This window comes from Chryseobacterium defluvii (genome assembly GCF_014204415.1).
GTDB classification, from domain to species: Bacteria; Bacteroidota; Bacteroidia; order Flavobacteriales; family Weeksellaceae; genus Chryseobacterium; species Chryseobacterium defluvii_A.
The window spans coordinates 33,374-60,156 of record NZ_JACHLE010000006.1 but is presented as its reverse complement, the minus strand read 5'-3'; the positions used below and the strand labels follow the sequence as shown (position 1 = coordinate 60,156).

Sequence of the window (26,783 nt, the reverse complement as noted above, 5' to 3'; positions counted from 1 at the left end):
TTATGTTTTTTCTTTTTTAAACAGTATACAAAATGTCAGACATAGAAGAAATAGAAGTGCGCGGCGGACAGGGACAGGTTCTGGACCCTGAGACTTACAGAGATTCTATAGGGACAATGGAGCAATCCGGAAAAAGAAAATGGGTATTTCCCAGAAAACCAAAAGGGAAGTATACCAACTATAGAAACATTGTAAGCTATGTTTTATTAATCATTTATTTTGCAGTACCGTTTATTAAGATCAGCGGTAACCCTTTAATTTTATTTAATGTCATTGACCGGGAGTTTTTCATCTTCGGACAGCCTTTCTATCCTCAGGATTTTTTCATCTTAACATTAGGAGCCATTGCCTCTTTAATATTCATTATTGTTTTTACGATCGCTTTCGGGAGGATTTTCTGCGGATGGATATGTCCCCAGACAATTTTCCTTGAAATGATCTTCCGTAAAATAGAATATGCTATCGAGGGTGACAGGAATAAGCAGATGAAGCTGGACAGGCAACCCTGGAACAGTGAAAAGATCTGGAAAAGAGGTTTGAAATGGTCTATTTATATCATTATTTCCTTAATTATTACCCATTTTATGTTCATGTATATTGTGGGTTACGAAGAAGTATTAAGGATCGTTTCCGAAGGACCTTTCGCCAACCCTACCAATTTCATAGTAATGATCCTGCTTACCGCAGCGTTTTACTTTGTATTTGCATGGTTCAGGGAGCAGGTATGTACATTGGTATGCCCATACGGAAGATTGCAGGGCGTTTTGATAGACAAAGATACCATTAACGTTTTCTACGATTTCAAACGTGGTGAGAATAGAGCCAAGTGGAGAAAAGGCGAAGACAGGAAAGAAGCAGGAAAGGGTGACTGTATCGACTGCCACCAGTGTGTTGTAGTCTGTCCTACAGGAATTGACATCCGTGACGGGCAGCAGCTTGAATGTGTAAACTGTACCGCATGTATTGATGCCTGTGACGAGGTAATGGAAAAAGTAGGCCTCCCGAAAGGGCTGATCCGGTATGCTTCCGAAAACGAAATAGAACAACAAACCTCATTCAAGTTTACAGGGAGAATGAAGGGATTTGCCGTATTTCTGGTATTGCTTACAGGATTCTTAGGCTATCTTCTATACAGCCGTGGAGAAATGGAGGCCAAGTTCATTAAACCTGCAGGAAGTACTTTCTTCGTGAGAGACGGTAAAATTACCAATACATACAATTATACTTTCTTAAATAAGACCAATGAGAAAAAGATCGTTACCATAAAAGTAATGGAACCAGCTCATGGGGAAATTATTTACAGTGCTTCAAGTAAAATAATAGTGGACAGAGATAAGATCTCGAAGGGAACTATTAACATCACTTTCCCTGAAAATGAGATGAGGCTTTCCAAACAGAACATCACCATTGGTGTTTATGATACCAAAGGTAAACTGATCGATTCTTATCAGACATATTTTGAAGGGCCGTTTAAATTACAATTTTAATTTTTAAAAACCTTCTTTATTCATAATCATCGAATAAGGTCAAGATCATGAGGAGTCCTGATGATCATAAACAAATAAAAAATCCGGAAAAAATGAAAAACTTTAGTTGGGGACATGGTATTGTAATTGCTTTATTTGCTTTCATAATATTTATCTTATCTATGCTGTTTCTTTTCCCTGCCGGGCAAAAGAATTCAGAAATGGTAACCGATAATTATTATGAAGAAGAATTGCAGTACCAAAATGTAATTGATGCCAAAAAAAGAGCAGATAACTTACAGGAAAAACCTGTATACAACCAATCTGCCGGCGGAATTAAAATCGCCTTCCCTAAAGAGTATAACAATGCCAATACTACAGTAAAATTTGTTTTAAACAGAACCGACGATCAGAATCTGGACATCAAAAAAACCGTACAGCTTGATGCCCAACAGTCATTCTTAATTCCTGCACAGGTATTGAAAAAAGGAAACTATACGCTCAGACTGATGTGGGCAAAAGACAAAACAGATTACAGAATGGATTATGATGTGATATGGAAATAGCACTTATCATATCGGCAATTGGCTTAGGCTTCGCTTCCGGATTCCATTGTATCGGGATGTGTGGCCCTATTGCTTTGTCGATGGGATTAACAAAAAAACAGGCCGCCAATTACTACCTTCAGAATCTTACCTATCAGTTCGGGAGAATTTTCACTTATGCCTTACTGGGGGCAATCCTCGGAATTATTGGCGAAGGTTTTGAAATGGCCGGTTTCCAGAAATACCTGACGATTGCCGTTGGGATTCTGCTTATCGTAATGGCCGTATTTTCTTTTGGGGGTAAAGATTTTGCTTCAAAGATCCCTTTCTTTTCCAAATTTCTGTTCTCGGTAAAATCTAATTTAGGAAAACTGCTTCAAAAAGCAGATTACCGTTCGAGATTTACAACAGGGATCCTGAATGGCTTTCTCCCCTGCGGAATGGTATACATGGCATTAACTGCCAGCCTGGCCAGCGGAGGAATATGGCAGGGAGCATTGTACATGGCTTTATTCGGGCTGGGAACCTTACCTTTCATGTTTGCGGTAGTGCTTGTGGGAAACCTTATGAACCAGGCATTCAGAATTAAAGTATTAAAATTAATTCCTGTCATTATGATCATCTTAGGCGGATTATTCATTGTTAGAGGGCTGGAGCTGGGCATTCCTTATCTATCTCCCAGAGCCGAAGCAATGGGAATCTCCAAAGACCACGGTTCCTGCCATCTGGAAGGAGATCACAGCAGGCATCAGCATGGCTCAGTAAATTGTCACTAACCCTCAATTCAATCATCATGAAAAAAATTCTATTTATTTTAACGGCATGTCTTCTGGCGCTGCAATCCTGTTCCGTCAATTCAGAGATCACCTATCATAAGGATTCAGCATCTACCACTGTGATGGATCTTGATATGAAAGATGCCATGGAAATGATGAAATCTATGGTTCCGGATTCTGCTAAAAATGGCAAAAAAGACTTTACCGAACTGGAAAAACTTCCCAAAACATGGACAAGCCTTTATGAACTGGAAAAAAAAGAAGGAAAATTAAAAACAGACCATCCGGATTCTATAAGGATCATGAAAAAGATCTTCATGAAATCCAATGTTGAAAATAATGAGATAATGGGCATATCCATGAAAATGGATCATTTCACTATGGCTGATTACCAGATCATAGGCAGTTCTTCCAAAAAAGATAAGCTCCCGCTGGACCAGATGGCTTTAAATTCCTGGGACGGAAAGACATTGACCATAGAAACGGAAAACCTGAATCTGAACGGATTCAAAGATGTCTTAGGCGGGAAAGATTTTGCCGGGGAAGACGATGAATCACCTGAAGAAGATTCCGAGAAATCCACAGGTATGATGAAAATGATGTATAAAAAGATCGGGACCACCTTAAAGTTTGAAAACAAGATCAAATCCATTACCGGAAAGCATGACTGGGTCACTAAGGTAGACGATTATTCCGTAAGGATCGATTATGATCTGGATACCCTGTTTGGTGACAGTGAAAAGCCTCTTAAACACTCAGATAAAAAAATAATTATCGTCACAGAATAGAAATAAAACCTCCAGAAAATCCTGGAGGTTTTTTAAATACTAAATCTGTTTAAACTTTTATTTTTTGAACCATTAAAATACAATAAGTTATTAAGGTAAACTTCGCTTGATGGTCAATCAGAATGATTAATCTTAATGATCCTTTATTCCTTAAATTTTCCTTAATGGTTTAAAATATTGGGTATTTTTTGATAAGCTTAAACAAGTTCACTGCATAAAAAATTAATTAATTTCTAATATTATTAAAAATATTATCTTTACGACCTATTTTTAAATTATTTATGAGAAAATTTTTATTGTCTATTGTTTTTATTTCGGGATTAAATTTACATGCGCAGAGTATTAACTCTGAAACCATAGACTTCCGCGTCTTAAAAACACCTCAGACTTCCATAAGCGAGAATGCAAGGACTTATAACGTTACTGTAAATTCGCCTTATAACCTGACCAAAGAAGATGTAATAAAACAGGCCAAACAGGAGCATCAGGATGCTGTTGCCAACTTCAGTAATACGATCGCGGAAAGCCAGAAAGATCATCAGCAGGCTCTTAAGGATTACAATGAAGATGTGATCAAAGCTAAAGAGAAATTTGCTCTTGAATCGGCAGAATTTAAAAAGCTTAGTCTTCTGGAACGTCTTACTTTACAGGAAAAAGGATTAAAGCCGCAGCTCCAGCTTCCTTCAAAACCTGTTTATATAAAGCCTTCGCCTCCTGTATACAGAGAACCGAATCTGGCTGATTATTTTATCGTTGATAATAATGTTCTGGCATCACAGATATTAATTGACGGCTACAAAAGAGGAAATCCTAATGTAGATGTAAATATTGATATGCAGACCGTTAATTTTCAGGATAACGCAGGACAAACCTATGCTAACCAGCCTACGAAGATCATTGTAAAGGAAAACGGTTCTGAAAAGATCAATACCACTATTTCCCAGGACTTCATTTTTGTATCTTCCCAGCCTTCCAACAATATCAACAGGCCTATGGAAGAGAAAAAATACCTTACGAATAACATCAAGGCCATCAATGCTTTCCTGAATGATAATTACGGTTATAAAACCCTTACAAAACAGGTGAAACTGGAATTCGTAAAAAATAAAGGTGAATATGACGACCTGGAAAAGGCCCATATTTATGTGACCACAAATCTTAGAAAGCTTCAGGCTAATTCTGACCCTGCGGGCAATACAGTTGCTTTTGCCAATATGAAAAAAGGGACCGATCTTTGGGACCAGGCTTTGAAAAAAGTGAATTATACAGACAAGAAAGCTCCTTATAATGCCAAGATCGGGAAATACCTTTTCTTCAACCTGATCAGGCTGAACGTCGCTCTTGAAAATAAAAAAGAAGCGGAAAAATATCTTAATGACATGCAGGAAAAGCTGGTTGAAATGGACTTATCATACAACGAAAAAGCAGAACTGAAACAGTTGGAAAAGGAAATCTATAAATAAAAACTATGAAATTTAAAATATTTACGGTATTAGCATTCTGTGCTTCAGCAGTTGCTTTTGCCCAAACACAATATAAATATGGGAACAAGTTTGATTTTGATCCCGAGCAGGAAAAAGATGTCAAACTTGTAGCAGGTGACAATAACAGTTATTATCTGCAAAGCAGTACCAACGAAAACAGTATCCGAAGTAACAATACCATTTACATCAGAAAATTCGATAACTCAAACAACCTGAAGGAAACTTTTTCCCATGAGATGCCTCAAATGGAAAAATATGCACCTATCAATTATCTGGGAAGCTTTGAGTCCGGGAACAAGATTGTTTTTATTACGGAGACCTATGCCGGAAAATTAAAAAAGAAAGACATCTATAAGGTGATTTTCGATAAATCTACATCGGCATTTACCGATGAATTATTGGTCTCCTATCCTATTGAATCTACGATGAAATCAGGAACCACCTACTTCGAGAAGTCTGAGAACGGAAGATATGGAGCTGTGGTTTTTTATAATCACTCTCCAAGAAAGGAACCTGAAAAAATTGACATCAACGTTATTGATTCCGGAAGCCTTAAATCTGCATGGAGCAAACAGGTAACGGCAGAAGCGGGAAGCTCTGATACGGACTTCTTTGTGACCAATTCGGGAAATGTAGGATTGTTAAGATCCGTTTCTCAAAATGCAATGCTTCTTTTTGTAACTCCTTCCGGGCAGGAAGAGAAATTCTTCACGGAAAAAATGAAAGTGATCAGTGAGACCGTAGTTTCTATGGGTTCGCAGGATTATTTATTAGCGTTTAACAGTACACCGAAAGCAGTGAAGTTCAATGCCAGTGATTTTGAGAACCTGATGCTTTATGATATTCAGGAAGGAAAGATCATTTCCAACAATGTGATCAAGGACTATAATGACGGGACCAAGATCGCTGATGTATACATCCCGTACACTTATTTAAGCGGTGACAAGATCTACCTGTTTACCGAAAGCAAAATAGACTCCGGAACACGAAAAGTAAAATCCCCTATGGGAACCATGACGTTTGATGAAACCTTTTATCGTGCAGGGGACCCAAGAATGGTTGTTTTAAATACTACCGGTACTATAGAATCCGTAACAAAACTGGAGTACCAGAAAAGACCGGCCAGTCCGGATATTCATTCTTTCGGGATTATTAATGTGAAAGGGAACTATATTGTAAAGAACGGCGGTGCATTTGGCATGAATCTCATCGATCTTGAAAATCCGGGCATGAAAATCCTGAACTCACTTCCACCAAATACATCCAAAGACCCGTATTATGAAGCGGGTGATGCGTATGGCCAGGGAGTGCTTTACCGGGCAGATACCAAAACATTACTGATTCCGAGGACTTTTAACGGAAATCAGGCAAGCATTATTGCTATCGAGAATTTTGAGGGCAAATAAATTGATCAAAATAAACAATAATCCCCGCCGGCTTTGCCGGCGGGGATTTATTTTAGCATAACCTGAATTCAGGCTAATATGAGGAAGCAATTAACTAATCACATCAAATTTTGCATATTCTGCCACCTTTTTAGGAAGCTTAATTCCTTCTGCGGTCTGGTTATTTTCCAGAAGGGCAGCCATAATCCTCGGAAGCGCCATTGCGGAGCCATTTAAGGTGTGTACCAGCTGAGATTTTCCATCAGTCTTATAACGGCATTTCAAACGGTTGGCCTGGAAGGTTTCGAAATTGGAAACAGAGCTCACTTCCAGCCATTTTTCCTGGGCGGCACTCCATACTTCAAAGTCATAGGTCATGGCAGAGGCAAAACCCATATCGCCGCCGCAAAGTCTCAGTATTCTGAAAGGCAGTTCAAGATCTGTCAGAATTTCTTTTACATGCTCTACCATTTCATCTAAAACTGCATAAGAATTTTCCGGCTTCTCGATCCTTACAATCTCTACTTTTTCAAACTGGTGAAGACGGTTCAGGCCTCTTACATGGGCACCGTAACTCCCAGCTTCTCTTCTGTAACATTGTGAGAATGCCGTATTTTTGATCGGAAGCTCTTTTTCTTCCAATAAAACATCCCGGTATAAATTCGTTACGGGAACTTCTGCGGTAGGGATCAGATACAGATCGTCTGCACCGATATAATACATCTGGCCTTCTTTATCAGGCAGCTGTCCTGTTCCGTAACCGGATGCCTCATTTACTACATGAGGAGGATTTACTTCCAGGTATCCCGCATCCACATTCTTATCTAAAAAATACTGAACTAATGCACGCTGCAATCTTGCTCCTTTTCCCAGATAGACAGGAAATCCTGCTCCCGCAATCTTCACTCCGAGCTCAAAATCGATAAGGCTATATTTTTTGGCAAGCTCCCAATGAGGAATAGCCCCTTCCCCCAATCCTTCAACATCATGAGACTGATATACGATCTCATTATCATCAGCAGAGGCTCCGTTTTTTACCTGCTCGCCAGGGATATTCGGAAGCTGATATAGAATATCTAATAATTTTTTTTCCTGTACATCCAGTTGGGATTGTAATTCTTTACTCGACTCTTTATATTGCGCTGTTTTAGATTTTGCAGATTCAGCCTCTTCTTTTTTTCCTTCTTTCATCAAAAGCCCGATCTCTTTGGAGATCTTGTTGACTTCGGAAAGCTGTGAATCTAATTCAAACTGGATTTTTTTTCTTTCGTCGTCAGTAGCAATAGCCTCGTCTACCAACTCAAGATTTTTGAATTGTCTTTTTTTCAGACCTTCTAAAACGCGTTCTTTGTTTTCGCGTAAAAAATTGACTTGTAACATTGTATTGAGATGTTAGTTATTAGATTGTCAGTCATTCACTAATGCTGACAGATTTGCAAATTTAAAATTATTTTATGACAGTAACGACATTGGGTGCCCCGGGTTCCTTTGTAAATTTAAGCTCATGGTTATAATATACTTTTGAGACCTGAAAGACCGATGGCGTCCATTCGTATTGAATTTCCAGTGTATCATTAATGGTATCGGCAACATTATTTACAGTTCTTTTCAGCTCCAATGCTATTTTGGAATGATAGGTCCTGTTATCCGGGCTTATCGAATCCAGTGTTCTTCTTTTCGCTCCGGCAATATATTCTATATAATACACGGAGTCCGAAGTCATCTTAAGAGAGCTGCTCACAGGAGCTGTCACCGTATTCCCGAAAGTATCGTTCATAGAATAGGAAAAAGAACCGGGCTTGCCCGTATTGAGCAAATCCTTGCCTGCGCCGTCTTTGATATAAAGATTAAATATCTGATCTATTTTCTGCAAAGAATCCTCATCATTTCTACAGCTTAGAAATGCAAAAAAAACAACCAGTATTCCAAATACAATATTCCTCATTCAGGCAAAGATAAAAACTTATTTTAATTCTCTCTACTATTTACAGGGAACCTAAACCCTGTTTTTTTACATTACGGATGTCTAAGCATATTTTATTTCCTCCATAATTTACCCCACAATATCTGAAACTCGGTTCCTGAAATAATAAAATCCCGGATGCGGAATTCCGTTATCTGATAAAACCTCCAGAATAATAATGCCGATGATAAGCAATAGGAAACAGAGGTCACAATACAGGCTCCGGAGATCCCCCAACGCGGAATGACATAAAAAGACGATACGATAGTAAAAGCAAGCCCTATCATGGATTTAACATTCAGGATTCTCAGTTTATTCATTCCCGCAAAATAATAGCCGACCACGTTGCTTACCGCTACGGCTAAAATCCCGGGAGATAATAGTAAGGTAATCTTTTTTGTCTCCTGAAAATCTTTTCCAAATATCAGCACATAGAACTGCGCAGGCAATACCAGAAGCACAATAATGAATAACAACGTAATAAAAAAACTTATTTTCAATGAGACCTTGGTCTTCCCGATCGCATCATTAGAATTTTTACTATTGACAAGATCTGAATATAAAACCAGGGATAAGCTTCTGCTGACCGTCCATATCGCCTCAGAAAATGCAATTCCGATGGAAAAGATCCCTACACTTATAATGCCTTTAAAGTATTCTAAAAAATAAAAGGACAGCCTGTTATTCAAAAACTGCAGGAAAGTACTTAACTGTATCTTCCAGCCATAATCGAACATGGTATTCCTGATCTTTTTAGAAAATGATATATTGGAAATATCGCAGTGACGCAGCAACTGAAAAGCGCTGATAAGAAATAACAAAGCATATCCTGCTATCTGTGCGATAAAGTAGGCCTTTACTGATGTAATTTTAACGATATAAATAACCGCTACAATAAAAACAATATGGACGACCTGCTGCAAAATGGTATACAGGTTAAACATCCGGATATTCTGCTGTCCTACAAACAATCCTATATTAGCCGTAAGAAGCGACGTTAAAAGCGATAATCCGATAAGGTGATAAAGATACTCCATCGGGCGGATGAAGCTAAAAATAACAGGGATAAAAATCCCTACTAAAACAGACCATAAATAAGCATACAGGAATATCTGTTCCGTTTTATATTTTGAGGCAAAATAGACCACACTGCTGCCTACGAATATATTACTGAAAAACCCTATGATCGTAAGGTCAGCAATAACCAAAGAAATCACTCCTTTTCCCCCGCTTCCCCACATATTGGTAGAATATATGACCAATCCGAAATTTAATATCAATATTAAAAACCGGGAAATAAAAGTTGTAAGGATCGTTTTTTGCTTCATCTTCTTAAGGCTTGTTGGACGAAGTCAGTGAATGAATTCCGTATGATATTCCAGTTGTACTTTTTCTCATACTCCTCACGGGCATTGCAGGCGTGGGTATGATACAATTCCGGATCTGCAATATATGCCGAAATAATCTCTGCAATGGAATCCGGATCTTTGGGATCTACTAAAAACCCGAATTCAGAGACATCTACGTGCTTCCTGGTTGCCTTTAGATCTGTGTAAATAACAGGTTTTCCCGAAGCTGCATAATAAAATATCTTGATCGGCAGACAGTGATCATTCTCATAGTTCAGTTCTCTCAGATCAAAACAGATATCCGCATCTGAATAGGCGTGGGTAAATGTTTCAAAGGAAGCCGGTCTTTCAATCCTGATATTTTCCCAGGCATACTGAGCCAGCAGCTTTGAAAAATATTCTTCGTCCTTCTTTTTTCTGGCACTTCCTATCAGGAGAATATCAACTCGTAATCCCGGTTGTTTTTTACGCAGCCGGTCAGCCGCTTCAAAGAAATTCCCGATACCTTTTTCTTCTGACATCTGCCCGGTATAACACAGTGTTATTTTACCCGGATCCAGCTTCCTGATATTCGTATGGATATAGCTGTCATCAGGAAAATAAGGCAAAATAATCCTTTTTTTGAAGGGGAAAACATAAGCTAAAGGAAATCTTTTGGTGTACTCCCCGAAAATAAAATGGGTACTTAAATACCCTGCATATAACTGGATCAGGAAAAACCTTATGGCATGGATGAACTTCAAAAAAAACGGGTATCTTTCAACCATCCTCATAGAAGGATACCATTCTGTGATATCATAGATAATACTGATCTTTTTCTCCTTTCTGATCTGTTTTGCAGCGACTACAGCCAAGGGTTCGGAACAGATGACACAATCCGGCTGAAAACGTTGGCAGGCTTCCTGAAGGGTTTTCATTTTCAATGCGATGCTTTCATCAATGATCGAATAGGATTCAATCTCAATGCCGTCAATACTTCCTTTATATTCCGCTGAAAGACTGCATATTTTCACTTCGTAACCCTGTTTTGCAAGTTCTTTCGCCTGATGATAAAAGATCCTATCATCATTATAGCTGTGCGAAGTGGTTAAAAAGAGTATTTTAGACATTATTTTCATCCGGTTCTCTACAAATATACTTTAAAAACAAAAAAAGTGGAAATCACGTTCCACTTTCTGTTTTTATTATGGGTAAAATAAATTACTTAATGGAAGCTGCCCAGCTTTTATCCAACGGCAGAAGAAAATGGCTTAAAAAGTCCAGATAAGTATTTTTAGAAAAATCAAAAACTTCTATATCCTTTGATAATTCTCCATTTCTAAGTTTAGCTTTAAAATCCTGAAGCTTCAGTGTTTTTACTTCTCCGTTTTCCACATAGCTGGCTTTCATCCTGTCGAATAACCCCAGCTGGTATTCTTCATCAATTTCTCTCATCACCTTTCCCAAAGCATCAATGCTGCACCCTGAGGCCATTTCTTTTTCTTCATCTACACAGATGATGATAAACTGATTTTTTTCAATTTTAAATGATGATGAAAGTGCTTTTCCGTGCGCTGCCCAGGTGGCCAGAAAATCAAATAATTTTTCTGTAATGGTCTTTGCCTCTCTGGTTGTAAAAGGCCTTGAAGCAGGATAGATAATGATCCTGTAATCGCTGGTTTCTACTATGTTTGATTCTTCGATCTTCATTTTAATAAAATTAAGAGATTTAGAGATTAAGCAATTAGGAATATCTGAATTCCTTAATCTTTTAATTCAATATTATAAATCTTCTGCTTCTGCAAGAAGTTCCACGATGTCTTTTACAGCCACTTCCGTATTCTTATTGAAGTGTTTTACCCCGTCCGTCATCATTGTATTGCAGAACGGGCATCCCGTAGCGATCACTTTAGGTTCAAAAGACAAAGCTTCTTCCGTTCTTTCTATATTGACATCCTTATTTCCTTTTTCAGGCTCTTTAAACATCTGGGCACCTCCTGCTCCACAGCATAAACCATTGGTTCTACAACGTTTCATTTCTACAAGCTCAGCGTCTAATTTTTCCAGAAGGATCCTCGGAGCTTCATATTCATCATTGGCTCTTCCCAGGTAGCAGGGATCATGGAACGTGATTTTCTTTCCTTTGAAAGCACCTCCTTCTATTTTCAGCCTGCCTTCTTCCATCAGGTTTTTCAGGAACTGGGTATGGTGCAATACTTCATAGTTTCCTCCCAGGTTCGGGTATTCGTTTTTAAGCGTATTGAAACAATGAGGACAGGCCGTCACAATCTTTTTTACTTCATACGCGTTAAGGATCTCGATATTGGTCAGCGCCATCATCTGGAAAACAAATTCGTTTCCGGCACGCTTCGCCGGGTCTCCCGTACAGCTTTCTTCCTGTCCCAATACAGCAAATTCAACCCCAATTTTATTCAGTATCTTGCAAAATGCTTTTGTAATCTTCTTGGCACGGTCATCAAAACTTCCGGCACAGCCCACCCAAAACAAAACTTCCGGTGATTTTCCTTCGGCAGCATATTCTGCCATTGTTTTTATATTGAAATCCATTTCTATTAAGTAATTTTGGATTATAAAAGATTCTTAATCATTTTAATATTACAGCGGGCATATTCCGATTTTTCCACCGGAACTTCAGAGAAGCCAAACTTTTTATACAAATGAATGGCAGGAGACAATTTAGTATTTGAATACAAAATAAGGTCTTTAGCTCCCATTTCTTTGGCTTTCTCTATGCAATGCTGAATCAGCAGGTTGCCATATCCTTTTCCTTGTGCAGATTCATCAACTCCCATTTTAGTAAGTTCTAACTCGCCATATTCATTGTACATTAAAGCAACGGTTCCTTTGGGAATTCCGCCTTCTGTAATAAAATAAATATCACCCCCCTTTTCCATGATATATTTTTCAGGATTGGAAAGTACTTCTATATCATAGGCTTCTGCTACAAAATATTTTTCCAGCCAATCCATATTGAACTGTTTAAAATAGGGTGCCCAATCTTTTCTATATCCTACTATTTCAGTCATTTTTATAAAATCTTCCAATGATCTTCTTTTAACAGCAGTTTCGCTGTTATTTTGCCTGTTCTTTTTGTTGAATTAAAAAATCTGCATAATATTCCTTAGCCTTCTCCATCACTTCTACCGGCATTATCGAGGCAAATAAAAAATTGGTTTCATCATAGTTCACATACTTCCAGACATTTCCGGTAGACTCATCATTAATAGCGATGATCATACTTTCTTTACTCAGCTCAAGGGTGCTGTCATCCAGAAACTTTGATTTCATTCCCTGCATTTCCATCATCCCGGTCATCATTTTCTTTTTCTCATCATCAAATTTTTCTTTCAGGAAAGTCATTTTCATTGTCATCGGATAAGTACAGAACGCATATCTGGTCTTTTCCTTTGTTGTGAAAACCTCAGAAACATTAAATGCATTCTTATCCGGATCTGTGATCTCTATTTTGAACTCTTCATTCCCTGCAAGCAACGCTTTGAAACCGCTGATCATGGTTTCCTTGTCTATTTTATCAAAAATCGCAGGATGAGTAAGGTTTAATATTTCATCATAATTTTTATCCTTAAGTAAAGTCATAAAGGATTGAGAGTCTTCAAGAATTTTTTTCTGATCCGCAGATTGTGCGATCAGAAAACTATACGAAAACAGTACAAAAACAAAAAACAGCTTTTTCATCTTTTTTTAACCATTAATCATTAGCCCAGTTCAAACGATCTGCCTGGTTATACTGCCACGGCGCGGCATTATTCTCCACATTCGTCATCATCAGATTCAGTTCCTGCGGAGCAGCCGACTGTTCCATCACCAGGAATCTTCTCATTTCAAAAATGATGGAAAGCGGGTCCAGCAATACAGGACATGCTTCTGTACAGGCATTACAGGTAGTACATGCCCAAAGTTCCTCTTTTGTAATATAATCGTTCAGCAGCTTTTTGCCGTCATCTACGAATTTTCCGTTCTTGTCGATATTTCTTCCTACTTCTTCCAAACGGTCTCTTGTTTTCATAAGGATCAGTCTTGGGGAAAGTTTCTTCCCGGTAATATTGGCCGGGCAAACAGATGTACATCTTCCGCATTCCGTACATGAATAGGCATTCAGCAGCTGAACCTGGTTCAGGTCAAATATATCTTCTGCCCCGAATTTCGAAGGGGCTTCTGCCTCTGCTCCTTCGGCAGGTGCAGCATACGGATCTGCATTAGGGTCCATCATTAATTTAATTTCTTTGGTAACGGACTCTAAATTGTTGAATTTCCCTTTCTTTTCCAGATTAGCATACCAAGTGCTCGGGAATGCTAAAATAATATGTAAATGTTTAGAGTAATAAAGATAGTTCATGAAGAATAAAATCCCCACAAAGTGGAACCACCATGCCGCTCTTTCTGCAAAAAACAGAGTTCCGTCTCCAAAGCTGTTGAATAAAGGCGCAAAAACGGTTGAGCTGATCGGGAAACTTCCATGCTCGGACAACAATCCTCTCTGCTGTAAAACCCAGTCTGAGGTGTTCATGGTGAAGAAAGCCATCATCAGGGCAAATTCAATGATCAGGATCCAGTTGGCGTCCTGTCTTGGCCATCCGAAAAGCTCTTTCATTGTTAATCTCTTAACCCCATAAAAATTTCTTCGGATAAAAAATATCACAACACCAATGACTACTAACAGGGCTAATACCTCTAAAGTAGCCGTGAAAAAATTATAAAAACCATATCCCATTATGGAGGCCAAGAAACGGTGTGTCCCGAATAATCCGTCAACAATGATCTCAATAAGTTCTATATTAATGATCACAAATCCGACGTAAACAAAAAGGTGCAAGATACCCGCAACAGGACGTTTTCCCATCTTACTCTGTCCCATGGCCACTCTTGCCATAGTGCTCCAACGTTCCGGTTTTCTGTCACTGCGGTTGATTTTCCTTCCTACCCTGATGTTCCTATAGATCTTCTGCAGGCTTTTGGCAAACAATCCGAAACCCGCAACCAATAAAACAAGGAAAATGATGTTATCGATATACTGCATAAGGTTATTTAGTCTTTATTGTTCTTACCAAAAACTGAGAAGTTGATATATCTCTTCGGATTAGCCTTCATATCCTCAATCAATGAATTCAGGTTAGTAGAAGCTGAATTCAGGTTATTGTAAAGCTGCTCATCTTTCATCAGTTTTCCTAAGCTTCCCTGTCCGTTGTCTATTCCACCGATCACCTGATTAAGTTTTCCAACTGTAGCGTCCAGACTTGCGATTGTAGCATTCAGCTTCTTGGTATCAATGCTTTCTGCCAGATTTCCGTATTTATCCAGTGTCGTTTTTCCACTCTGCATGGTAACGCTTGCGTCATCCAGAACTTTTTGAAGCTTCGGATCATTATGCCCCACCAGTGTGTTTACATTTCCTGCCGTAGTTTCCAGTGCACCCACGGTTTTGTTAAGGTTGGTAAGCAATGCCCTGATCTCTGCCCTGTTTCGCTCATCTACGATCTGATTGGCATTCGCCATTAAAGAATCCACTCTGTGTAAAACTACCTGTAACTGGTCTTTCACAGGGCCTACCTGAGAAGAAAGGCTGTTCATCATGGATAATTTGAAAGCACCTTCCAAAGTATCCCCGTCTTTGGCCGTTGCTCCTCCATAGGCAAGGTTTACCCTCATTTCTTTTCCGGACATTAACCCGGGTTCGAAGATCTCAAGGGTAGATTTTTTTGAAAATTCAAAATTATTATCAACAGTAATTTTTACTATAAAATGGATTTTCCCGTCTTTTGTGGTCTGAGGAATGATCTTATCTACCTGCCCTACCTTCAGTCCATTAATGGAAACAGGGGAAGACTGTGCTAATCCTTCTACATTATCATATTTTGCATAGAATATATTATCGGTAGTAAAAAGGCTTTTGCCCTTCATAAATTGGAATAATAATACAAAACCTACAATAGCTAAAAGTGCGATTACACCAGCCTTTAATTCTTTACTGAACTTCACTTGCTAAATTTTTTCTAATAAGCAAATATAATACATTTTAAATTAATGTTTTTCTTTATTGCTCTGCGTTAAATACAAAAAAAGCGGCAAAAATTCTGCCGCTTTTATATGAATAAAATTTAATTTTTTATTGCTGTTGTGTTCCGATCTTACCCCAGATCTCGATTCTGTAATCTTCGATATCTGCATTATCCTGCAAGCTCTTCATCCACGCCTGACCAAACATTCCGGCATTTCTCTGGGAAACGGATTCTGTGAACTGCTTAAGATCTCCAGGCTGCTTGTTAACTGTTTCGTTCTTTTTAACAAGAACATATACTCCTGTTCCTCCTTCAACCGGATTGGAAACCTTACCTTTTGCAAGGCCAAATGCAGCTCCTGCTACCTTAGGCTCCATAGCCCCTGCTACCGAAGGATTTAAGATATTAACCTGTGCAGACTGTTTTGTTGTGGCAAACATTTTAGCCACCTGATCAAGACCTGATGCTTTAGCGGCAGCAATCTTATCAGAGATCTGCTTTGCAGCCATTTTATTTTTAACAAGAACTTCGATCTGGTCTCTTACAGATTCCGGATCTGCAAGACCTTTCTCCTGCTTTCCGTTCAGGTAAACCACTATTTTATCTCCTGTTCCGTCTACCGTAAAGAATTCTGTATCTCCTTTTGATCTTTTCTTATCAAAAGCCCAGGTAAGGATCTCAGAATCCTTATCTGTTCCTAAACCTTGCAGCTGACCATCAAATCTTTTAGCTGATTTAGGATTAGAAAACTGATAGTTTGACTTTTTAGCAATATTTGCAAAATCGTTGAAAGATTTCCCCTGTATCTGCTGGATAAATCTTCTTGCTTTTTTATCTGTTTCAGCTTCTGTAGCTTCAGAAGGCTTCACTGCTTTCACTAAATGGGCTACTTTATATCCCATTGCCCCTGCTTTTTTATCCTCTACATTGATGATATGGTATCCGAATTGAGTTTCTGCCAATCCTGTAGAACCTTTCGCGTTGCTTGCCAGGAAGTTCAGATATCCTGGTGCAAACTGACTTTCAGGAGTTGTCCATCCCACACTACCGTTTCTTTCAACAGCATTAGGTTCATCAGAAAGCTTAAGTCCGTTTGCGAATGCTGCCGGATTAGCTTTGATGGACGCTAAAAGGCTGTCTGCAATCTTTTTTGCCTGCTCTTTAGTTCTTGTTGCTGTAGACCTTTCCGCTCCTTTATATGCGATCAGGATATGCTTAGATAGTGTAGAGTCCGTAGCTTTTTTACCTAAAAGCTTAGATACTACATAGAAGTTCTGTTCTTTATATGGTCCGAAAGTTTGTCCTACTGCAGCTGTAGCTATCTGTCCCTGTATCGTTTGTGGCAATTGATTAGGCTTAAAATACTGATCGCTGAAAGGCATATCAGAGTTGGCCATCACAAACATAGAGTCGTTGGTTGTATTCTGGAAATTCTCTTTTCCGCCGCTTGCATCCGTACCTCCTGAGAATAATTTAGTGATCTCTTTCTGAGCTGCCGCATCATCTGCCGCACTTGGCTTAGAAGGAAAATATACAATACCTATATTTCTGCTAGGTTCAGTTTTGAACATTACCGGATGCTGCTTGATATAGTTTGCAAGATCTTCCGTGCTTACATTTATTTTGGTTTTCTGAAGATACGCAGCATAGTCAACTTTAACAAAATCAATATCAGCAAGCTGGTCTCTCTCCTTCATTAATTCTTCAGCTTCTTTTTTACCAGTTGTGATCCCTGCTGAAAGATTAGTAAATACCTGTCTGGCCATCAGCCTGTATTCGATGGCTTTTCTGGATTTCAACCATTGGTTGTAACCTTCCGGGCTAGCATTTTTTAAATCTTCAATTTGTTTTTTAAGCTCCTGGGTCTTAAAATTTCCTTTTTCATCAAAGAACTGCTGGTTTTGTGCAAAAAGCTGGTCATACTGGATCTGATTCCAGAAGTAATCTTCCGTCATTTCAAAGCCCATTTTCTCAAACTGCTGCTTGATAAGCTTAGATTGTACCAATAGCTGCCAGGCCTGTTCTTCAAGACCTGACTTAGGCTGGCCCTGCTGCTCAGCCTGCTGCTGAAGTACGAAAAGCTGATCATTGAACTCTTCGCGGGTAATTTTTTCACCGTTCACTTTTCCAAAAACATCAGGATTTTTACCAAAAACCTTTTCAATACTGTCAGGATTCACCAGGAAGGCTAAAAGTGCCAACGCAATTACTCCCATCAAAAGCCAAGGTCTATTCCTAATCTGTCCTAAAATTGCCATTTTATATATTATAGTTTTTTATCAGTTTGCGAAAATACACATTTTTAAGAAATTACAGAAATCGAAGTTCCATATTTTAACGTTTTAAAATTCAAATTATATAAAAAAGGAAATTTTGACCATATTTTTTATAAAAAAACAAATGGCATAAGTCTTGTGCTCTATAAGATAATATGATATGAATGTTGTTCTTCAAACATATTATTATAAAATACCACTTTAACGATTTAAAATTGAAATGACAATTTGTCATTTTATTTAATTATGACAGAATTTGAAGATATTAGTTTAGAGGAAATGATCAATGACGGATTTGATATTGTCGCAGAAGAAATCAATCTTTCCGATCTTTCGGAAAGTAAAAAAAACTCTGAACAAAAAATATTCCCTATACTTCCCGTAAGAAACATGGTGATGTTCCCCAATGTTGTGATCCCTATCACAGCAGGCAGGAAAACATCTATACAGCTCCTTGAAGAAGCTCAGAAAAATGGAGACCTTATCGGGATCGTGAGCCAGAAAAACTCGGATCTGGAACAACCTGGCGAAAAAGACCTTTACCAGACAGGGACTTTGGCCAAGATCATCAAGATCATCAAACTTCCTGAGGGCAATATTACAGCAATTACCAAAGGGTTCCACCGGTTTAAGATTAAAAAAATTATTGAAACCAGCCCTTATTTTAAAGCTGAAATCTCTAAATTAAAGGATACCAAACCTAAGGATAAGGAAAAATATGAAGCATTGCTGGAAAACATCAAAGATCTGGCACTAAAAATCATTGAGCTTGATCCGAATATTCCCAATGCCGCCAATTTTGCCATAAAAAATATCAACAGCAATGATGATCTGTTAAATTTCGTCTGCACAAATTCCAATTTCTCCTCTCCCGATAAGCAAAAACTGCTTGAGGAGAAGAACTTAATGGAAAGAGCCAATATTTGCTATGAAATGATGCATGAGGATTTCAGGAAGCTGGAATTAAGAAATCAGATTCATCAGAAAACCTCAAAAGATCTTGACAAACAGCAGAGAGAATATTTTCTGAATCAGCAGATCAGGACCATACAGGAAGAATTGGGAGGCGGCCCGGAAAGTGATGTTGAAGATCTAATTAAAAAAGCAGGAACCAAACCTTGGAATTCCGAAGTGGAAGAGCATTTCCAGAAGGAGATCGGCAGGCTACAACGCCAAAATCCCAACTCTCCGGATTATAATGTTCAGAGAAATTACCTTGATTTCTTTACCGATCTTCCTTGGGAAACTTATACCAAAGATATTTTTGATATTGCCAAAGCTGAAAAAATATTAGATAAGGCTCACTTCGGACTGGAAGATATCAAGAAAAGAATTTTGGAGCACATGGCTGTTCTAAAACTGAAAAATAACATGAAATCTCCTATTCTTCTGCTGGTAGGGCCTCCGGGTGTGGGTAAAACTTCATTGGGAAAATCTATTGCTGACGCTTTAGGCAGAAAGTATGTAAGATTGTCTTTAGGAGGGCTTCATGATGAAAGCGAGATCCGTGGGCATAGAAAAACATACATTGGAGCCATGGCCGGGAGAATTCTTCAGTCCATAAAAAAATCCGGAACCTCTAATCCCGTTATTGTTTTGGATGAGATCGATAAGATAGGACAGGGACTTCACGGAGATCCGAGCTCTGCACTTTTAGAAGTTCTGGACCCTGAACAAAACAAGTCTTTCTATGATAATTTTTTAGAAATGGGCTACGACCTGTCTAAAGTGATGTTCATTGCTACGGCAAACTCTCTTTCAACGATACAAACCCCTCTTCTGGACAGGACGGAGATCATCCAGATCGCGGGCTATACACTGGAAGAAAAGATAGAGATTGCTAAAAGACATCTTATCAAAAAGCAGCAGGAAGAAACCGGACTGGACACCAAATCATTCAAACTGGGAAATGCTGAGCTTAAACATATTATTGAAGCCCATACCTCTGAAAGCGGAGTAAGAAGTCTGGAAAAGAGAATCGCATCCATTGCCCGCTGGGTAGCCTTACAAACCGCCTTATTAAAAGAATACGACCCCAAAATCTCCCTTGAAAAAACAGATGAGATCCTTGGAGTACCAAGGCCGAAAAGCCTGTCTGAAATTACCGGAGTACCGGGAGTGGTAACAGGACTGGCATGGACAAGTGTAGGAGGAGACATCCTGTTTATCGAGAGCATTTTAAGCAATGGAAAAGGTGCTCTTACAATGACCGGTAATCTGGGAACGGTAATGAAAGAGTCTGCCACTATTGCTTTGGAGTACATCAAGGCAAAACATGACGAGCTGGGTATAGATCAGGAAGAGCTGGACAAGAAGAACATACACGTTCACGTTCCGGAAGGTGCTACCCCCAAAGACGGGCCTTCTGCAGGAATTGCCATGCTGACATCCATGGTCTCTTCATTTAAAAATAAAAAAATAAAATCTCATCTTGCAATGACGGGTGAGATCACCTTAAGAGGCAAAGTGCTTCCCGTAGGCGGAATTAAAGAGAAACTTCTTGCCGCAACCAGAGCAGGAATTAAAGAGGTGATCCTTTGCGAGGCCAACAGAAAAGACGTGGAAGAAATTAAAAAAGATTACTTAAAGAATCTGAAAGTACACTACGTAAATCGCATGGAGGAGGTGATTGATATCGCCATTGAAAAATAATTATAACTTTTCTCATCAATAAAAATAAAACCTCATCCAATTAATGGTGAGGTTTTATTATTTTTATGCTGAATAATTTTTAGCATGAATTTCTTCAGATTACCCTTCTTAGTCAAGCTTACCCTTGTTGTCATCTCGATCATAGGCATCGGGTATCTTCTGGCATTGGGTCAAAGCATTTTGGCCCCTTTCTTTCTGGCATTTTTAATGGCTATGCTGTTTTTACCTGTTGCCACGTTTATGGAAAGAAAATTGAGATTACCAAGGTCTCTGTCTACCATGGCTTCCGTAATGATCATGACAGCCATTTTAACGGGGCTTATCTATTTCTTCGGGTCACAGTTTTCCAGTTTCAGTAAAGACCTGCCTCATTTGAGAATGCAGTTTGATGTGGTTTTCAAAAATCTCCAGGAGTGGGTTTCTGATACATTCCATGTTAAAATTGATGAACAACTTAATTATCTTGATCAGGGACTGAACAAGCTTCTTTCATCATCAGGAGTGATCTTGGGATTTACCTTCGGGATCTTTTCATCAGGCATCGGATTCATGGTATTCTTTGTACTGTTTTTCATCTTTATTTTAAATTACAGGAGGGTATTGAATAATTTCATTGTAACTGTTTTCAATGAAAGACATAAAGCCAGCGTACAGGAAGTAGTATCAGAGGTTCGGGTCATGACCAAAAAATACATCATCGGGCTTTGCCTCCAGGTTCTTATCGTGTCTGTCCTCACTTCCGTTTTCCTTTCTGTCTTGGGTGTAAAATATGCTATTCTGCTGGGAGTTTTAACGGGGCTACTGAATGTAATTCCTTATCTGGGAATATGCATTGCCCTTTTGATCTCCTGCTTCATTGCCTTTGCCACAGATACACCGGCCACTTGTATCTATGTAGTTCTCGGCTATATCGGTGTTCATATTATTGACGGAAATATTGTTCTTCCTTTTGTAGTGGGTTCCAAAGTAAAGATCAACGCCTTATTTTCCTTTATAGGAATTATTATTGGGGAACATCTTTGGGGAATTGCGGGTATGTTCCTGTGCATTCCTGCAATTGCCATCATTAAGATAATTTTTGAACGGGTGGAAGGCCTTAAACCGTGGGGAAAATTACTCGGTGAAGAGGAAAAACCTGACAAAAAGAAAAAAAGCTATAAGATTTCAAAGAATATCACTTTAAAGGAAAAGGATTAAAAATATCTTTACTGGGAAAGAAACCAATAAAATTTTTATTTAAATTTGATAAAAATCCATTTCTCATGAAAATTGTAAAATTTATCCTGTGCCTGCTTTTCGGGCTTATGTTTATTAATGGCGGATTGAGCAAATTCATTACTTACATGCCCGCACCGGAAATGACTCCGGAACAGATGAAAGTGTATGCTGCTTTTGGAGAAATCAGCTGGCTAATGCCCCTGGTTGGAATTGTAGAAATAATTGGTGGATTATTATTTATTTTCCCAAAAACAAGAGCCTTAGGAGCCATTGTTATTTTACCCGTAATGGTAGGAATTGTGGTTCACGTTTTTACATTGGATAAATCTGCAATGGGAATGATAATTGCCGGAATTCTTTTACTGATCAATCTTTGGGTAATTATTGATAATAAAGAAAAATACAGTGCGCTGGTAAGCTAATGCTTTTGATGTGAATGGTCAATAGTGAATTTTGCTGCGCAAGTGAATTTAAAAAATTCGACAACGAAGTCAATTGACTATTGACCATTTACTATTATACAAACGCACTGAATCCTGTAATAGACCGCCCTACTATCAATGAATTGATCTCTTTTGTTCCCTCATAAGAATAAATAGCTTCTGCATCGGCCACAAATCTTGCAACATCATATTCCAGAAGGATCCCGTTTCCACCCATCACTTCTCTCGCTCTGGAAACAATATCTCGTGTTCTCAGCGTGCAGAACACTTTAGCCAGAGAAGCATGCTCGTCTTTCAGAATCCCTTCATCCTGCATTTCGGATAGCCTGAAAACCATTGTCTGCATAGCTGTCAGGTTAGAAAGCATTTCCACCAAATGCCCCTGGATCATCTGAAAAGAAGCAATGGGCTTCCCGAACTGTTCCCTTTTTCTGGTATAATCCAATGCGCTTTCATAAGCTCCCCTTGCACATCCGGTGGCCATCCATGCTACGCCGGCCCTTGTCATTCTCAGTACTTTTCCGGTATCTTTGAATGAATTGGCATATTGCAGCCTGTTTTCTTCGGTAATCAAACATTCTTTCAAGGTGATCAGACCGTTCTGCACGATTCGGAGTGCCATTTTTCCTTTGATCTTTTCAACGGAATAACCCGGATTGTCTTTTTCTACAATAAATCCTTTTACTTCACCATCATCCAGATCTCTTGCCCAGATGATCACCAGATCTGCAAAAGTGGCATTCCCGATCCATTTTTTCTGCCCGTTAAGAATCCAGCCTTCAGGAGTTTTTTTACAGGTTACCGTTAAGCCGCCCGCTGCTCCGGAACCCACTTCCGGTTCCGTAAGCCCGAATGCTCCTATTTTTTCAAATTTCTGCATTTGCGGAAGCCATTTCTGTTTCTGCTCTTCGGAACCACAGATATATATTGACCCCATTGCAAGACCCGACTGCACCCCAAAGAATGTAGCAATAGAAGCATCAATCCTTGCCATTTCCATAGCAATAACACCTTCCATTAAAAAGGGCATCCCGGGACAGCCATACCCTTCATACGTTACCCCACAAATATTCAGCTCCCGGAATTTTGGAATTAATTCGAACGGAAACTCATCCCTAAGCCAGTAATGATTGACCAGAGGCTTCACCTCTTTCTCCATAAACGCTCTTACTTTCAGCTGAATTTCTCTTTGTTCAGGGGTCAGAGTATGGTAAATATCATAAAAGTCACCATCAATCGGCGGCAGCTCTTTTTTAGATTTATCCGGATCAAGCATTTTCATTAATCCGCTCATCTGTTTATCATCCAGTTTTGAAAAGTTCTGCATCAACTTTGGCAGATCTACTTTCTGAGAAATAGCACTTAACTGATCAAAGTCTATGGCTCTGAATAATTCTATTACGCTTCTGATTTTAGAAAAAGGATTTGACATTGTGAATTGTTTATGATTGGTTTTGTAAAAGACAGCAAAAATCACTCCGAAACCAATCCTTTGAACTCACACTCATTTTACAAAACACTGATTTACAGAATATTATTTCCCACCCATTCTTTACAAGTGTTTTCCTGTCATTTTTCAAACATTACAAAAAATTCAGGCTGAACTTTGAGGTAAGCAAAACATTAAAAATCAACATTATGAAAACTACTTATATCAAATTATCCTTAGCATCTGTGATCTTATTAGGCATTTATTCATGTAAAAAAGGAGAAGTGGCAGAAAGTAACTATAAAATGGAGGCAACAGCAGATTCTGCTTCAGCTGTAGTTTCCGACAGTGTATCTTCTGCAGCTACCATGACCGTAAAAGATAAACAGTTCATCAAAACGGCAGACGTTAACATGGAAGTCAAAGATGTGTATGAAGCAACGATCGCTATTGAAAAATCGGTTCAGGATCTGGGCGGATTTGTTACTCACAGTAATTTACAAAGTAATGTAGTTTCAGAAAATACCTATACTACCTCTGACGAAGAGGCCACGCTGATCAAAAAGTACCAAACGGAAAACACCATGCAGGTACGGGTACCCACGGAAAAGCTTGGTGAGCTTCTTACGCTGATCAACAATAAAAAGCTATTCTTAAACTCAAGGATCATTAACGCCGAAGATGTAACTTCCAGCATAAAATATGCTGAACTGGAAGGTAAGAGGATCCAGAAAACAGATGAAAACATTTCCCAGCTTAAGACCAATAAGGATAAGGTAAAAATGGACGATGAAAATATGGCGGAAGGCAATCTTCAGCAGCTTGCCAATATGGATGTTACAGATAACCTGAAGTATAGCAAAGTTGATATTTACATCAAAGAGCCTCAGCTTCGCATTGCTGAAATGGCGGTTACCAATACTAAGAACATTGATAATAAATATCAGTTCAATTTCATTTACGATATCAAAAATGCCTTTGTAGAAGGATTTTACCTGATCCAGAAAATTATTGTGGGACTGGTTACCATCTGGCCGATACTACTGATTATTGCAGCAGCCCTTTATTTTATCAGAAAAAGAAAATCCCCGAAAACCAATGACCAGACTCTTTCTGAATAATACATAAGCTATCCTAACCTTAGGGTTATCATCATAATTTTAGATTTTACCAGCCTCCGATTTTTCCGGAGGTTTTATTTTTCCGTAAATTTGCACTTTAATTTCAAGATCCTTAATAAAACCATTGATTTTTCAACTTGAATTTTAAATTTTGAATATACTATGCTATCAAAAATAAATCCTATACAAACCCACAGCTGGAAAGCACTTGATGAACACTTCGAAAATAATGATTTTGATCTGAGAAGCCTTTTTCAATACAATCCGGATCGTTTTGAAGAATTTTCCGTGAAAAGAAGCAATTTTCTTTTTGATTATTCTAAAAACCTGATTGATTCGAGGACAAAAGAGCTTTTATTAGATCTGGCCGAAGAATGCCAGTTAAAAGACGCTATTTCCAGGATGTTTTCGGGGGATAAGATCAATGAAACGGAAGGAAGGGCCGTTCTTCATACCGCATTAAGAGACTTTTCCGGTAAGGAAATCCTCGTTGAGGGCGAAAATATCAAGCCTCAGATCAAAAGAGTACTTGAGCATATGAAGTCTTTTTCTGAAAAAATCATTTCAGGAGAGCATAAAGGTTTCAGCGGAAAAGAGATTACCGATGTTGTGAATATCGGAATCGGGGGTTCAGATTTGGGACCTGTGATGGTTTGTTCGGCTTTGAAACATTTTAAAACCAGGTTAAATGTTCACTTTGTTTCCAATGTAGACGGAAATCATATTGCTGAAGTCGTTAAAAACTTAAACCCGGAAACCACTTTATTCATCATTGCTTCTAAAACATTTACCACACAGGAGACGATGACGAATGCCCTTTCGGCAAGAGACTGGTTCCTGAAAGCAGGAAAACAGGAAGATGTAGCCAGGCATTTCGTAGCTTTATCCACTAATATTCAAGAAGTTAAAAAGTTCGGAATTGCAGAAGAAAACATCTTTGAATTCTGGGACTGGGTTGGTGGCAGGTATTCTCTTTGGAGTGCGATCGGATTAAGTATCGTACTTGCCGTAGGATATGAAAATTTTGAAGAACTTTTAAAAGGAGCTTATGATACAGACCAGCATTTTCAATCAGCGGATTTTTCCGAGAATATTCCTGTCTTAATGGGACTTTTAGGGATCTGGTACCGTAATTTCTATGCTGCAACAAGCTATGCAATCCTGCCATACTCTCAATATCTGGACAGGTTTACAGCCTATCTTCAGCAAGGAGATATGGAGAGTAACGGAAAATGTGTGGACAGAAGCGGCTCATTTGTAGAATATGAGACAGGGCCTATCATTTGGGGAGAGCCGGGAACAAACGGGCAGCATGCTTTTTACCAGCTTATTCATCAGGGAACTGAACTGATCCCGGCAGATTTTATCGCTTATGTAAAAAGCTGTAATGAAGTATCTGACCATCAGGAAAAGCTGTTAGCTAACTTTTTTGCTCAGACTGAGGCACTTGCATTCGGTAAATCTGAGGATGAAGTGGAAGAAGAACTGAGAAATGCAGGAAAATCCGATGAGGAGATCGACAGGCTTCTGAACTTTAAGGTCTTCCACGGGAACACCCCTACTAATTCATTATTATTCAAAGAATTAACTCCTTTTTCATTGGGCCAGCTAATTGCCTTGTATGAACATAAGATCTTTGTACAGGGTGTGATCTGGAATATATTCAGCTTCGACCAGTTCGGCGTGGAATTGGGAAAAGTTTTAGCCAATAAAATATTGCCTGAGCTTGAAAGCAATGAATTAATCGGTTCCCATGACAGTTCTACCAACGGACTGATCAATTATTATAAAGGAAATAAATAAAATACGATCATAAGCTGATGTGATGATAATGAAAGTATAAATCTCATCTTCTAACATATGACTTCTAA

23 protein-coding genes are annotated in these 26,783 nt (G+C 38.7%); 11 read left to right on the top strand and 12 right to left on the bottom strand.

From position 1 onward, the window contains the following. Nucleotides 1–32: 32 nt before the first annotated feature. The 6 genes from ccoG (at nt 33) to HNP38_RS16265 (ending at nt 6,465) form a co-directional block, all read left to right on the top strand. On the top strand, nt 33–1,487 hold the full coding sequence (ccoG, locus tag HNP38_RS16290; RefSeq protein ID WP_184191473.1) for a cytochrome c oxidase accessory protein CcoG: 1,455 nt from the start codon (nt 33–35) through the stop codon (nt 1,485–1,487). A 92-nt stretch (nt 1,488–1,579) separates the two neighbouring features. Next, the gene (locus HNP38_RS16285; RefSeq protein WP_184191471.1) at nt 1,580–2,032 is read left to right on the top strand and encodes a FixH family protein; all 453 of its coding nucleotides are present in this window, start codon (nt 1,580–1,582) and stop codon (nt 2,030–2,032) included. Then, nucleotides 2,023–2,787, top strand: coding sequence for a sulfite exporter TauE/SafE family protein (locus HNP38_RS16280; RefSeq protein ID WP_184191469.1), 765 nt, complete (start codon nt 2,023–2,025; stop codon nt 2,785–2,787). The genes HNP38_RS16285 and HNP38_RS16280 overlap by 10 nt, the downstream gene beginning before the upstream one ends. A 17-nt stretch (nt 2,788–2,804) precedes the next feature. Continuing rightward, nucleotides 2,805–3,575 (top strand): hypothetical protein, encoded by a 771-nt coding sequence (locus HNP38_RS16275; protein WP_184191467.1) that lies wholly within the window; start codon nt 2,805–2,807, stop codon nt 3,573–3,575. Nucleotides 3,576–3,856: 281 nt separating this feature from the next. Beyond that, on the top strand, nt 3,857–5,038 hold the full coding sequence (locus HNP38_RS16270) for a hypothetical protein (RefSeq protein ID WP_184191465.1): 1,182 nt from the start codon (nt 3,857–3,859) through the stop codon (nt 5,036–5,038). Nucleotides 5,039–5,043: 5 nt separating this feature from the next. Then, nucleotides 5,044–6,465: a hypothetical protein gene (locus HNP38_RS16265; protein WP_184191463.1), complete on the top strand. Its 1,422-nt coding sequence runs from the start codon at nt 5,044–5,046 to the stop codon at nt 6,463–6,465. A 90-nt stretch (nt 6,466–6,555) separates the two neighbouring features. On the opposite strand, the gene serS is transcribed toward HNP38_RS16265, so the two are convergent. The 11 genes from serS to HNP38_RS16210 form a co-directional block, all read right to left on the bottom strand. Beyond that, entirely contained in the window at nt 6,556–7,824 is a 1,269-nt protein-coding gene (serS, locus tag HNP38_RS16260) for a serine--tRNA ligase (protein WP_184191461.1), read from the bottom strand. 67 nt (nt 7,825–7,891) lie between these two features. Then, nucleotides 7,892–8,389: a hypothetical protein gene (locus tag HNP38_RS16255; protein WP_184191459.1), complete on the bottom strand. Its 498-nt coding sequence runs from the start codon at nt 8,387–8,389 to the stop codon at nt 7,892–7,894. Nucleotides 8,390–8,481: 92 nt separating this feature from the next. Next, the gene (locus tag HNP38_RS16250) at nt 8,482–9,735 is read right to left on the bottom strand and encodes a polysaccharide biosynthesis C-terminal domain-containing protein (protein WP_184191457.1); all 1,254 of its coding nucleotides are present in this window, start codon (nt 9,733–9,735) and stop codon (nt 8,482–8,484) included. Continuing rightward, nucleotides 9,732–10,865, bottom strand: coding sequence for a glycosyltransferase (locus HNP38_RS16245; protein WP_184191454.1), 1,134 nt, complete (start codon nt 10,863–10,865; stop codon nt 9,732–9,734). Before HNP38_RS16245 ends, HNP38_RS16250 begins: the two co-directional genes overlap by 4 nt. 91 nt (nt 10,866–10,956) lie before the next feature. Then, entirely contained in the window at nt 10,957–11,445 is a 489-nt protein-coding gene (locus HNP38_RS16240) for a hypothetical protein (protein WP_184191452.1), read from the bottom strand. A gap of 72 nt (nt 11,446–11,517) precedes the next feature. Next, nucleotides 11,518–12,303 carry a (Fe-S)-binding protein gene (locus HNP38_RS16235; protein WP_184191450.1) on the bottom strand — a complete coding sequence of 262 codons (786 nt, stop codon included), beginning with the start codon at nt 12,301–12,303 and terminating at the stop codon, nt 11,518–11,520. Between the two features lie 20 nt (nt 12,304–12,323). Next, nucleotides 12,324–12,782: a GNAT family N-acetyltransferase gene (locus tag HNP38_RS16230; RefSeq protein WP_184191448.1), complete on the bottom strand. Its 459-nt coding sequence runs from the start codon at nt 12,780–12,782 to the stop codon at nt 12,324–12,326. 46 nt (nt 12,783–12,828) lie between these two features. After that, nucleotides 12,829–13,452 carry a hypothetical protein gene (locus HNP38_RS16225; protein WP_184191445.1) on the bottom strand — a complete coding sequence of 208 codons (624 nt, stop codon included), beginning with the start codon at nt 13,450–13,452 and terminating at the stop codon, nt 12,829–12,831. Nucleotides 13,453–13,465: 13 nt separating this feature from the next. Next, nucleotides 13,466–14,794 (bottom strand): (Fe-S)-binding protein, encoded by a 1,329-nt coding sequence (locus HNP38_RS16220; protein WP_184191443.1) that lies wholly within the window; start codon nt 14,792–14,794, stop codon nt 13,466–13,468. Nucleotides 14,795–14,802: 8 nt separating this feature from the next. Beyond that, complete coding sequence (locus HNP38_RS16215) at nt 14,803–15,753, bottom strand: MlaD family protein (protein ID WP_184191440.1); 951 nt, start codon at nt 15,751–15,753, stop codon at nt 14,803–14,805. Nucleotides 15,754–15,880: 127 nt separating this feature from the next. After that, entirely contained in the window at nt 15,881–18,031 is a 2,151-nt protein-coding gene (locus HNP38_RS16210) for a peptidylprolyl isomerase (RefSeq protein ID WP_184191438.1), read from the bottom strand. Between the two features lie 264 nt (nt 18,032–18,295). Between HNP38_RS16210 and lon the strand changes: the two genes are divergently transcribed. The 3 genes from lon to HNP38_RS16195 all read left to right on the top strand — a co-directional run bounded on the left by lon (nt 18,296) and on the right by HNP38_RS16195 (nt 22,341). Further along, nucleotides 18,296–20,701, top strand: coding sequence for an endopeptidase La (gene lon / locus HNP38_RS16205; RefSeq protein ID WP_184191436.1), 2,406 nt, complete (start codon nt 18,296–18,298; stop codon nt 20,699–20,701). Between the two features lie 84 nt (nt 20,702–20,785). Further along, on the top strand, nt 20,786–21,898 hold the full coding sequence (locus HNP38_RS16200; protein ID WP_184191434.1) for an AI-2E family transporter: 1,113 nt from the start codon (nt 20,786–20,788) through the stop codon (nt 21,896–21,898). A gap of 65 nt (nt 21,899–21,963) precedes the next feature. Then, complete coding sequence (locus HNP38_RS16195; protein ID WP_184191432.1) at nt 21,964–22,341, top strand: MauE/DoxX family redox-associated membrane protein; 378 nt, start codon at nt 21,964–21,966, stop codon at nt 22,339–22,341. A 94-nt stretch (nt 22,342–22,435) separates the two neighbouring features. On the opposite strand, the gene HNP38_RS16190 is transcribed toward HNP38_RS16195, so the two are convergent. Beyond that, nucleotides 22,436–23,794, bottom strand: coding sequence for an acyl-CoA dehydrogenase family protein (locus tag HNP38_RS16190; protein ID WP_184191429.1), 1,359 nt, complete (start codon nt 23,792–23,794; stop codon nt 22,436–22,438). 206 nt (nt 23,795–24,000) lie between these two features. On the opposite strand from HNP38_RS16190, the gene HNP38_RS16185 reads away from it, so the two are divergent. Then, complete coding sequence (locus HNP38_RS16185; RefSeq protein WP_184191427.1) at nt 24,001–24,912, top strand: DUF4349 domain-containing protein; 912 nt, start codon at nt 24,001–24,003, stop codon at nt 24,910–24,912. A gap of 162 nt (nt 24,913–25,074) precedes the next feature. Next, a complete protein-coding gene (gene pgi / locus HNP38_RS16180; protein ID WP_184191425.1) occupies nt 25,075–26,715 on the top strand; it encodes a glucose-6-phosphate isomerase in 1,641 nt (546 codons plus the stop codon). Nucleotides 26,716–26,783 lie beyond the last annotated feature (68 nt).

Excerpts from the sequence above, each read along its gene's own strand:
- HNP38_RS16220 (WP_184191443.1), bottom strand. The coding sequence starts at position 14,794 with ATGCAGTATATCGATAACATCATTTTCCTTGTTTTATTGGTTGCGGGT.
- pgi (WP_184191425.1), top strand. The coding sequence starts at position 25,075 with ATGCTATCAAAAATAAATCCTATACAAACCCACAGCTGGAAAGCACTT.
- HNP38_RS16275 (WP_184191467.1), top strand. The coding sequence starts at position 2,805 with ATGAAAAAAATTCTATTTATTTTAACGGCATGTCTTCTGGCGCTGCAA.
- HNP38_RS16285 (WP_184191471.1), top strand. The coding sequence starts at position 1,580 with ATGAAAAACTTTAGTTGGGGACATGGTATTGTAATTGCTTTATTTGCT.
- HNP38_RS16195 (WP_184191432.1), top strand. The coding sequence starts at position 21,964 with ATGAAAATTGTAAAATTTATCCTGTGCCTGCTTTTCGGGCTTATGTTT.
- ccoG (WP_184191473.1), top strand. The coding sequence starts at position 33 with ATGTCAGACATAGAAGAAATAGAAGTGCGCGGCGGACAGGGACAGGTT.
- lon (WP_184191436.1), top strand. The coding sequence starts at position 18,296 with ATGACAGAATTTGAAGATATTAGTTTAGAGGAAATGATCAATGACGGA.
- HNP38_RS16255 (WP_184191459.1), bottom strand. The coding sequence starts at position 8,389 with ATGAGGAATATTGTATTTGGAATACTGGTTGTTTTTTTTGCATTTCTA.
- HNP38_RS16225 (WP_184191445.1), bottom strand. The coding sequence starts at position 13,452 with ATGAAAAAGCTGTTTTTTGTTTTTGTACTGTTTTCGTATAGTTTTCTG.
- HNP38_RS16210 (WP_184191438.1), bottom strand. The coding sequence starts at position 18,031 with ATGGCAATTTTAGGACAGATTAGGAATAGACCTTGGCTTTTGATGGGA.
- HNP38_RS16245 (WP_184191454.1), bottom strand. The coding sequence starts at position 10,865 with ATGTCTAAAATACTCTTTTTAACCACTTCGCACAGCTATAATGATGAT.
- HNP38_RS16190 (WP_184191429.1), bottom strand. The coding sequence starts at position 23,794 with ATGTCAAATCCTTTTTCTAAAATCAGAAGCGTAATAGAATTATTCAGA.
- HNP38_RS16270 (WP_184191465.1), top strand. The coding sequence starts at position 3,857 with ATGAGAAAATTTTTATTGTCTATTGTTTTTATTTCGGGATTAAATTTA.
- serS (WP_184191461.1), bottom strand. The coding sequence starts at position 7,824 with ATGTTACAAGTCAATTTTTTACGCGAAAACAAAGAACGCGTTTTAGAA.
- HNP38_RS16185 (WP_184191427.1), top strand. The coding sequence starts at position 24,001 with ATGAAAACTACTTATATCAAATTATCCTTAGCATCTGTGATCTTATTA.
- HNP38_RS16240 (WP_184191452.1), bottom strand. The coding sequence starts at position 11,445 with ATGAAGATCGAAGAATCAAACATAGTAGAAACCAGCGATTACAGGATC.
- HNP38_RS16235 (WP_184191450.1), bottom strand. The coding sequence starts at position 12,303 with ATGGATTTCAATATAAAAACAATGGCAGAATATGCTGCCGAAGGAAAA.
- HNP38_RS16200 (WP_184191434.1), top strand. The coding sequence starts at position 20,786 with ATGAATTTCTTCAGATTACCCTTCTTAGTCAAGCTTACCCTTGTTGTC.
- HNP38_RS16280 (WP_184191469.1), top strand. The coding sequence starts at position 2,023 with ATGGAAATAGCACTTATCATATCGGCAATTGGCTTAGGCTTCGCTTCC.
- HNP38_RS16230 (WP_184191448.1), bottom strand. The coding sequence starts at position 12,782 with ATGACTGAAATAGTAGGATATAGAAAAGATTGGGCACCCTATTTTAAA.
- HNP38_RS16250 (WP_184191457.1), bottom strand. The coding sequence starts at position 9,735 with ATGAAGCAAAAAACGATCCTTACAACTTTTATTTCCCGGTTTTTAATA.
- HNP38_RS16265 (WP_184191463.1), top strand. The coding sequence starts at position 5,044 with ATGAAATTTAAAATATTTACGGTATTAGCATTCTGTGCTTCAGCAGTT.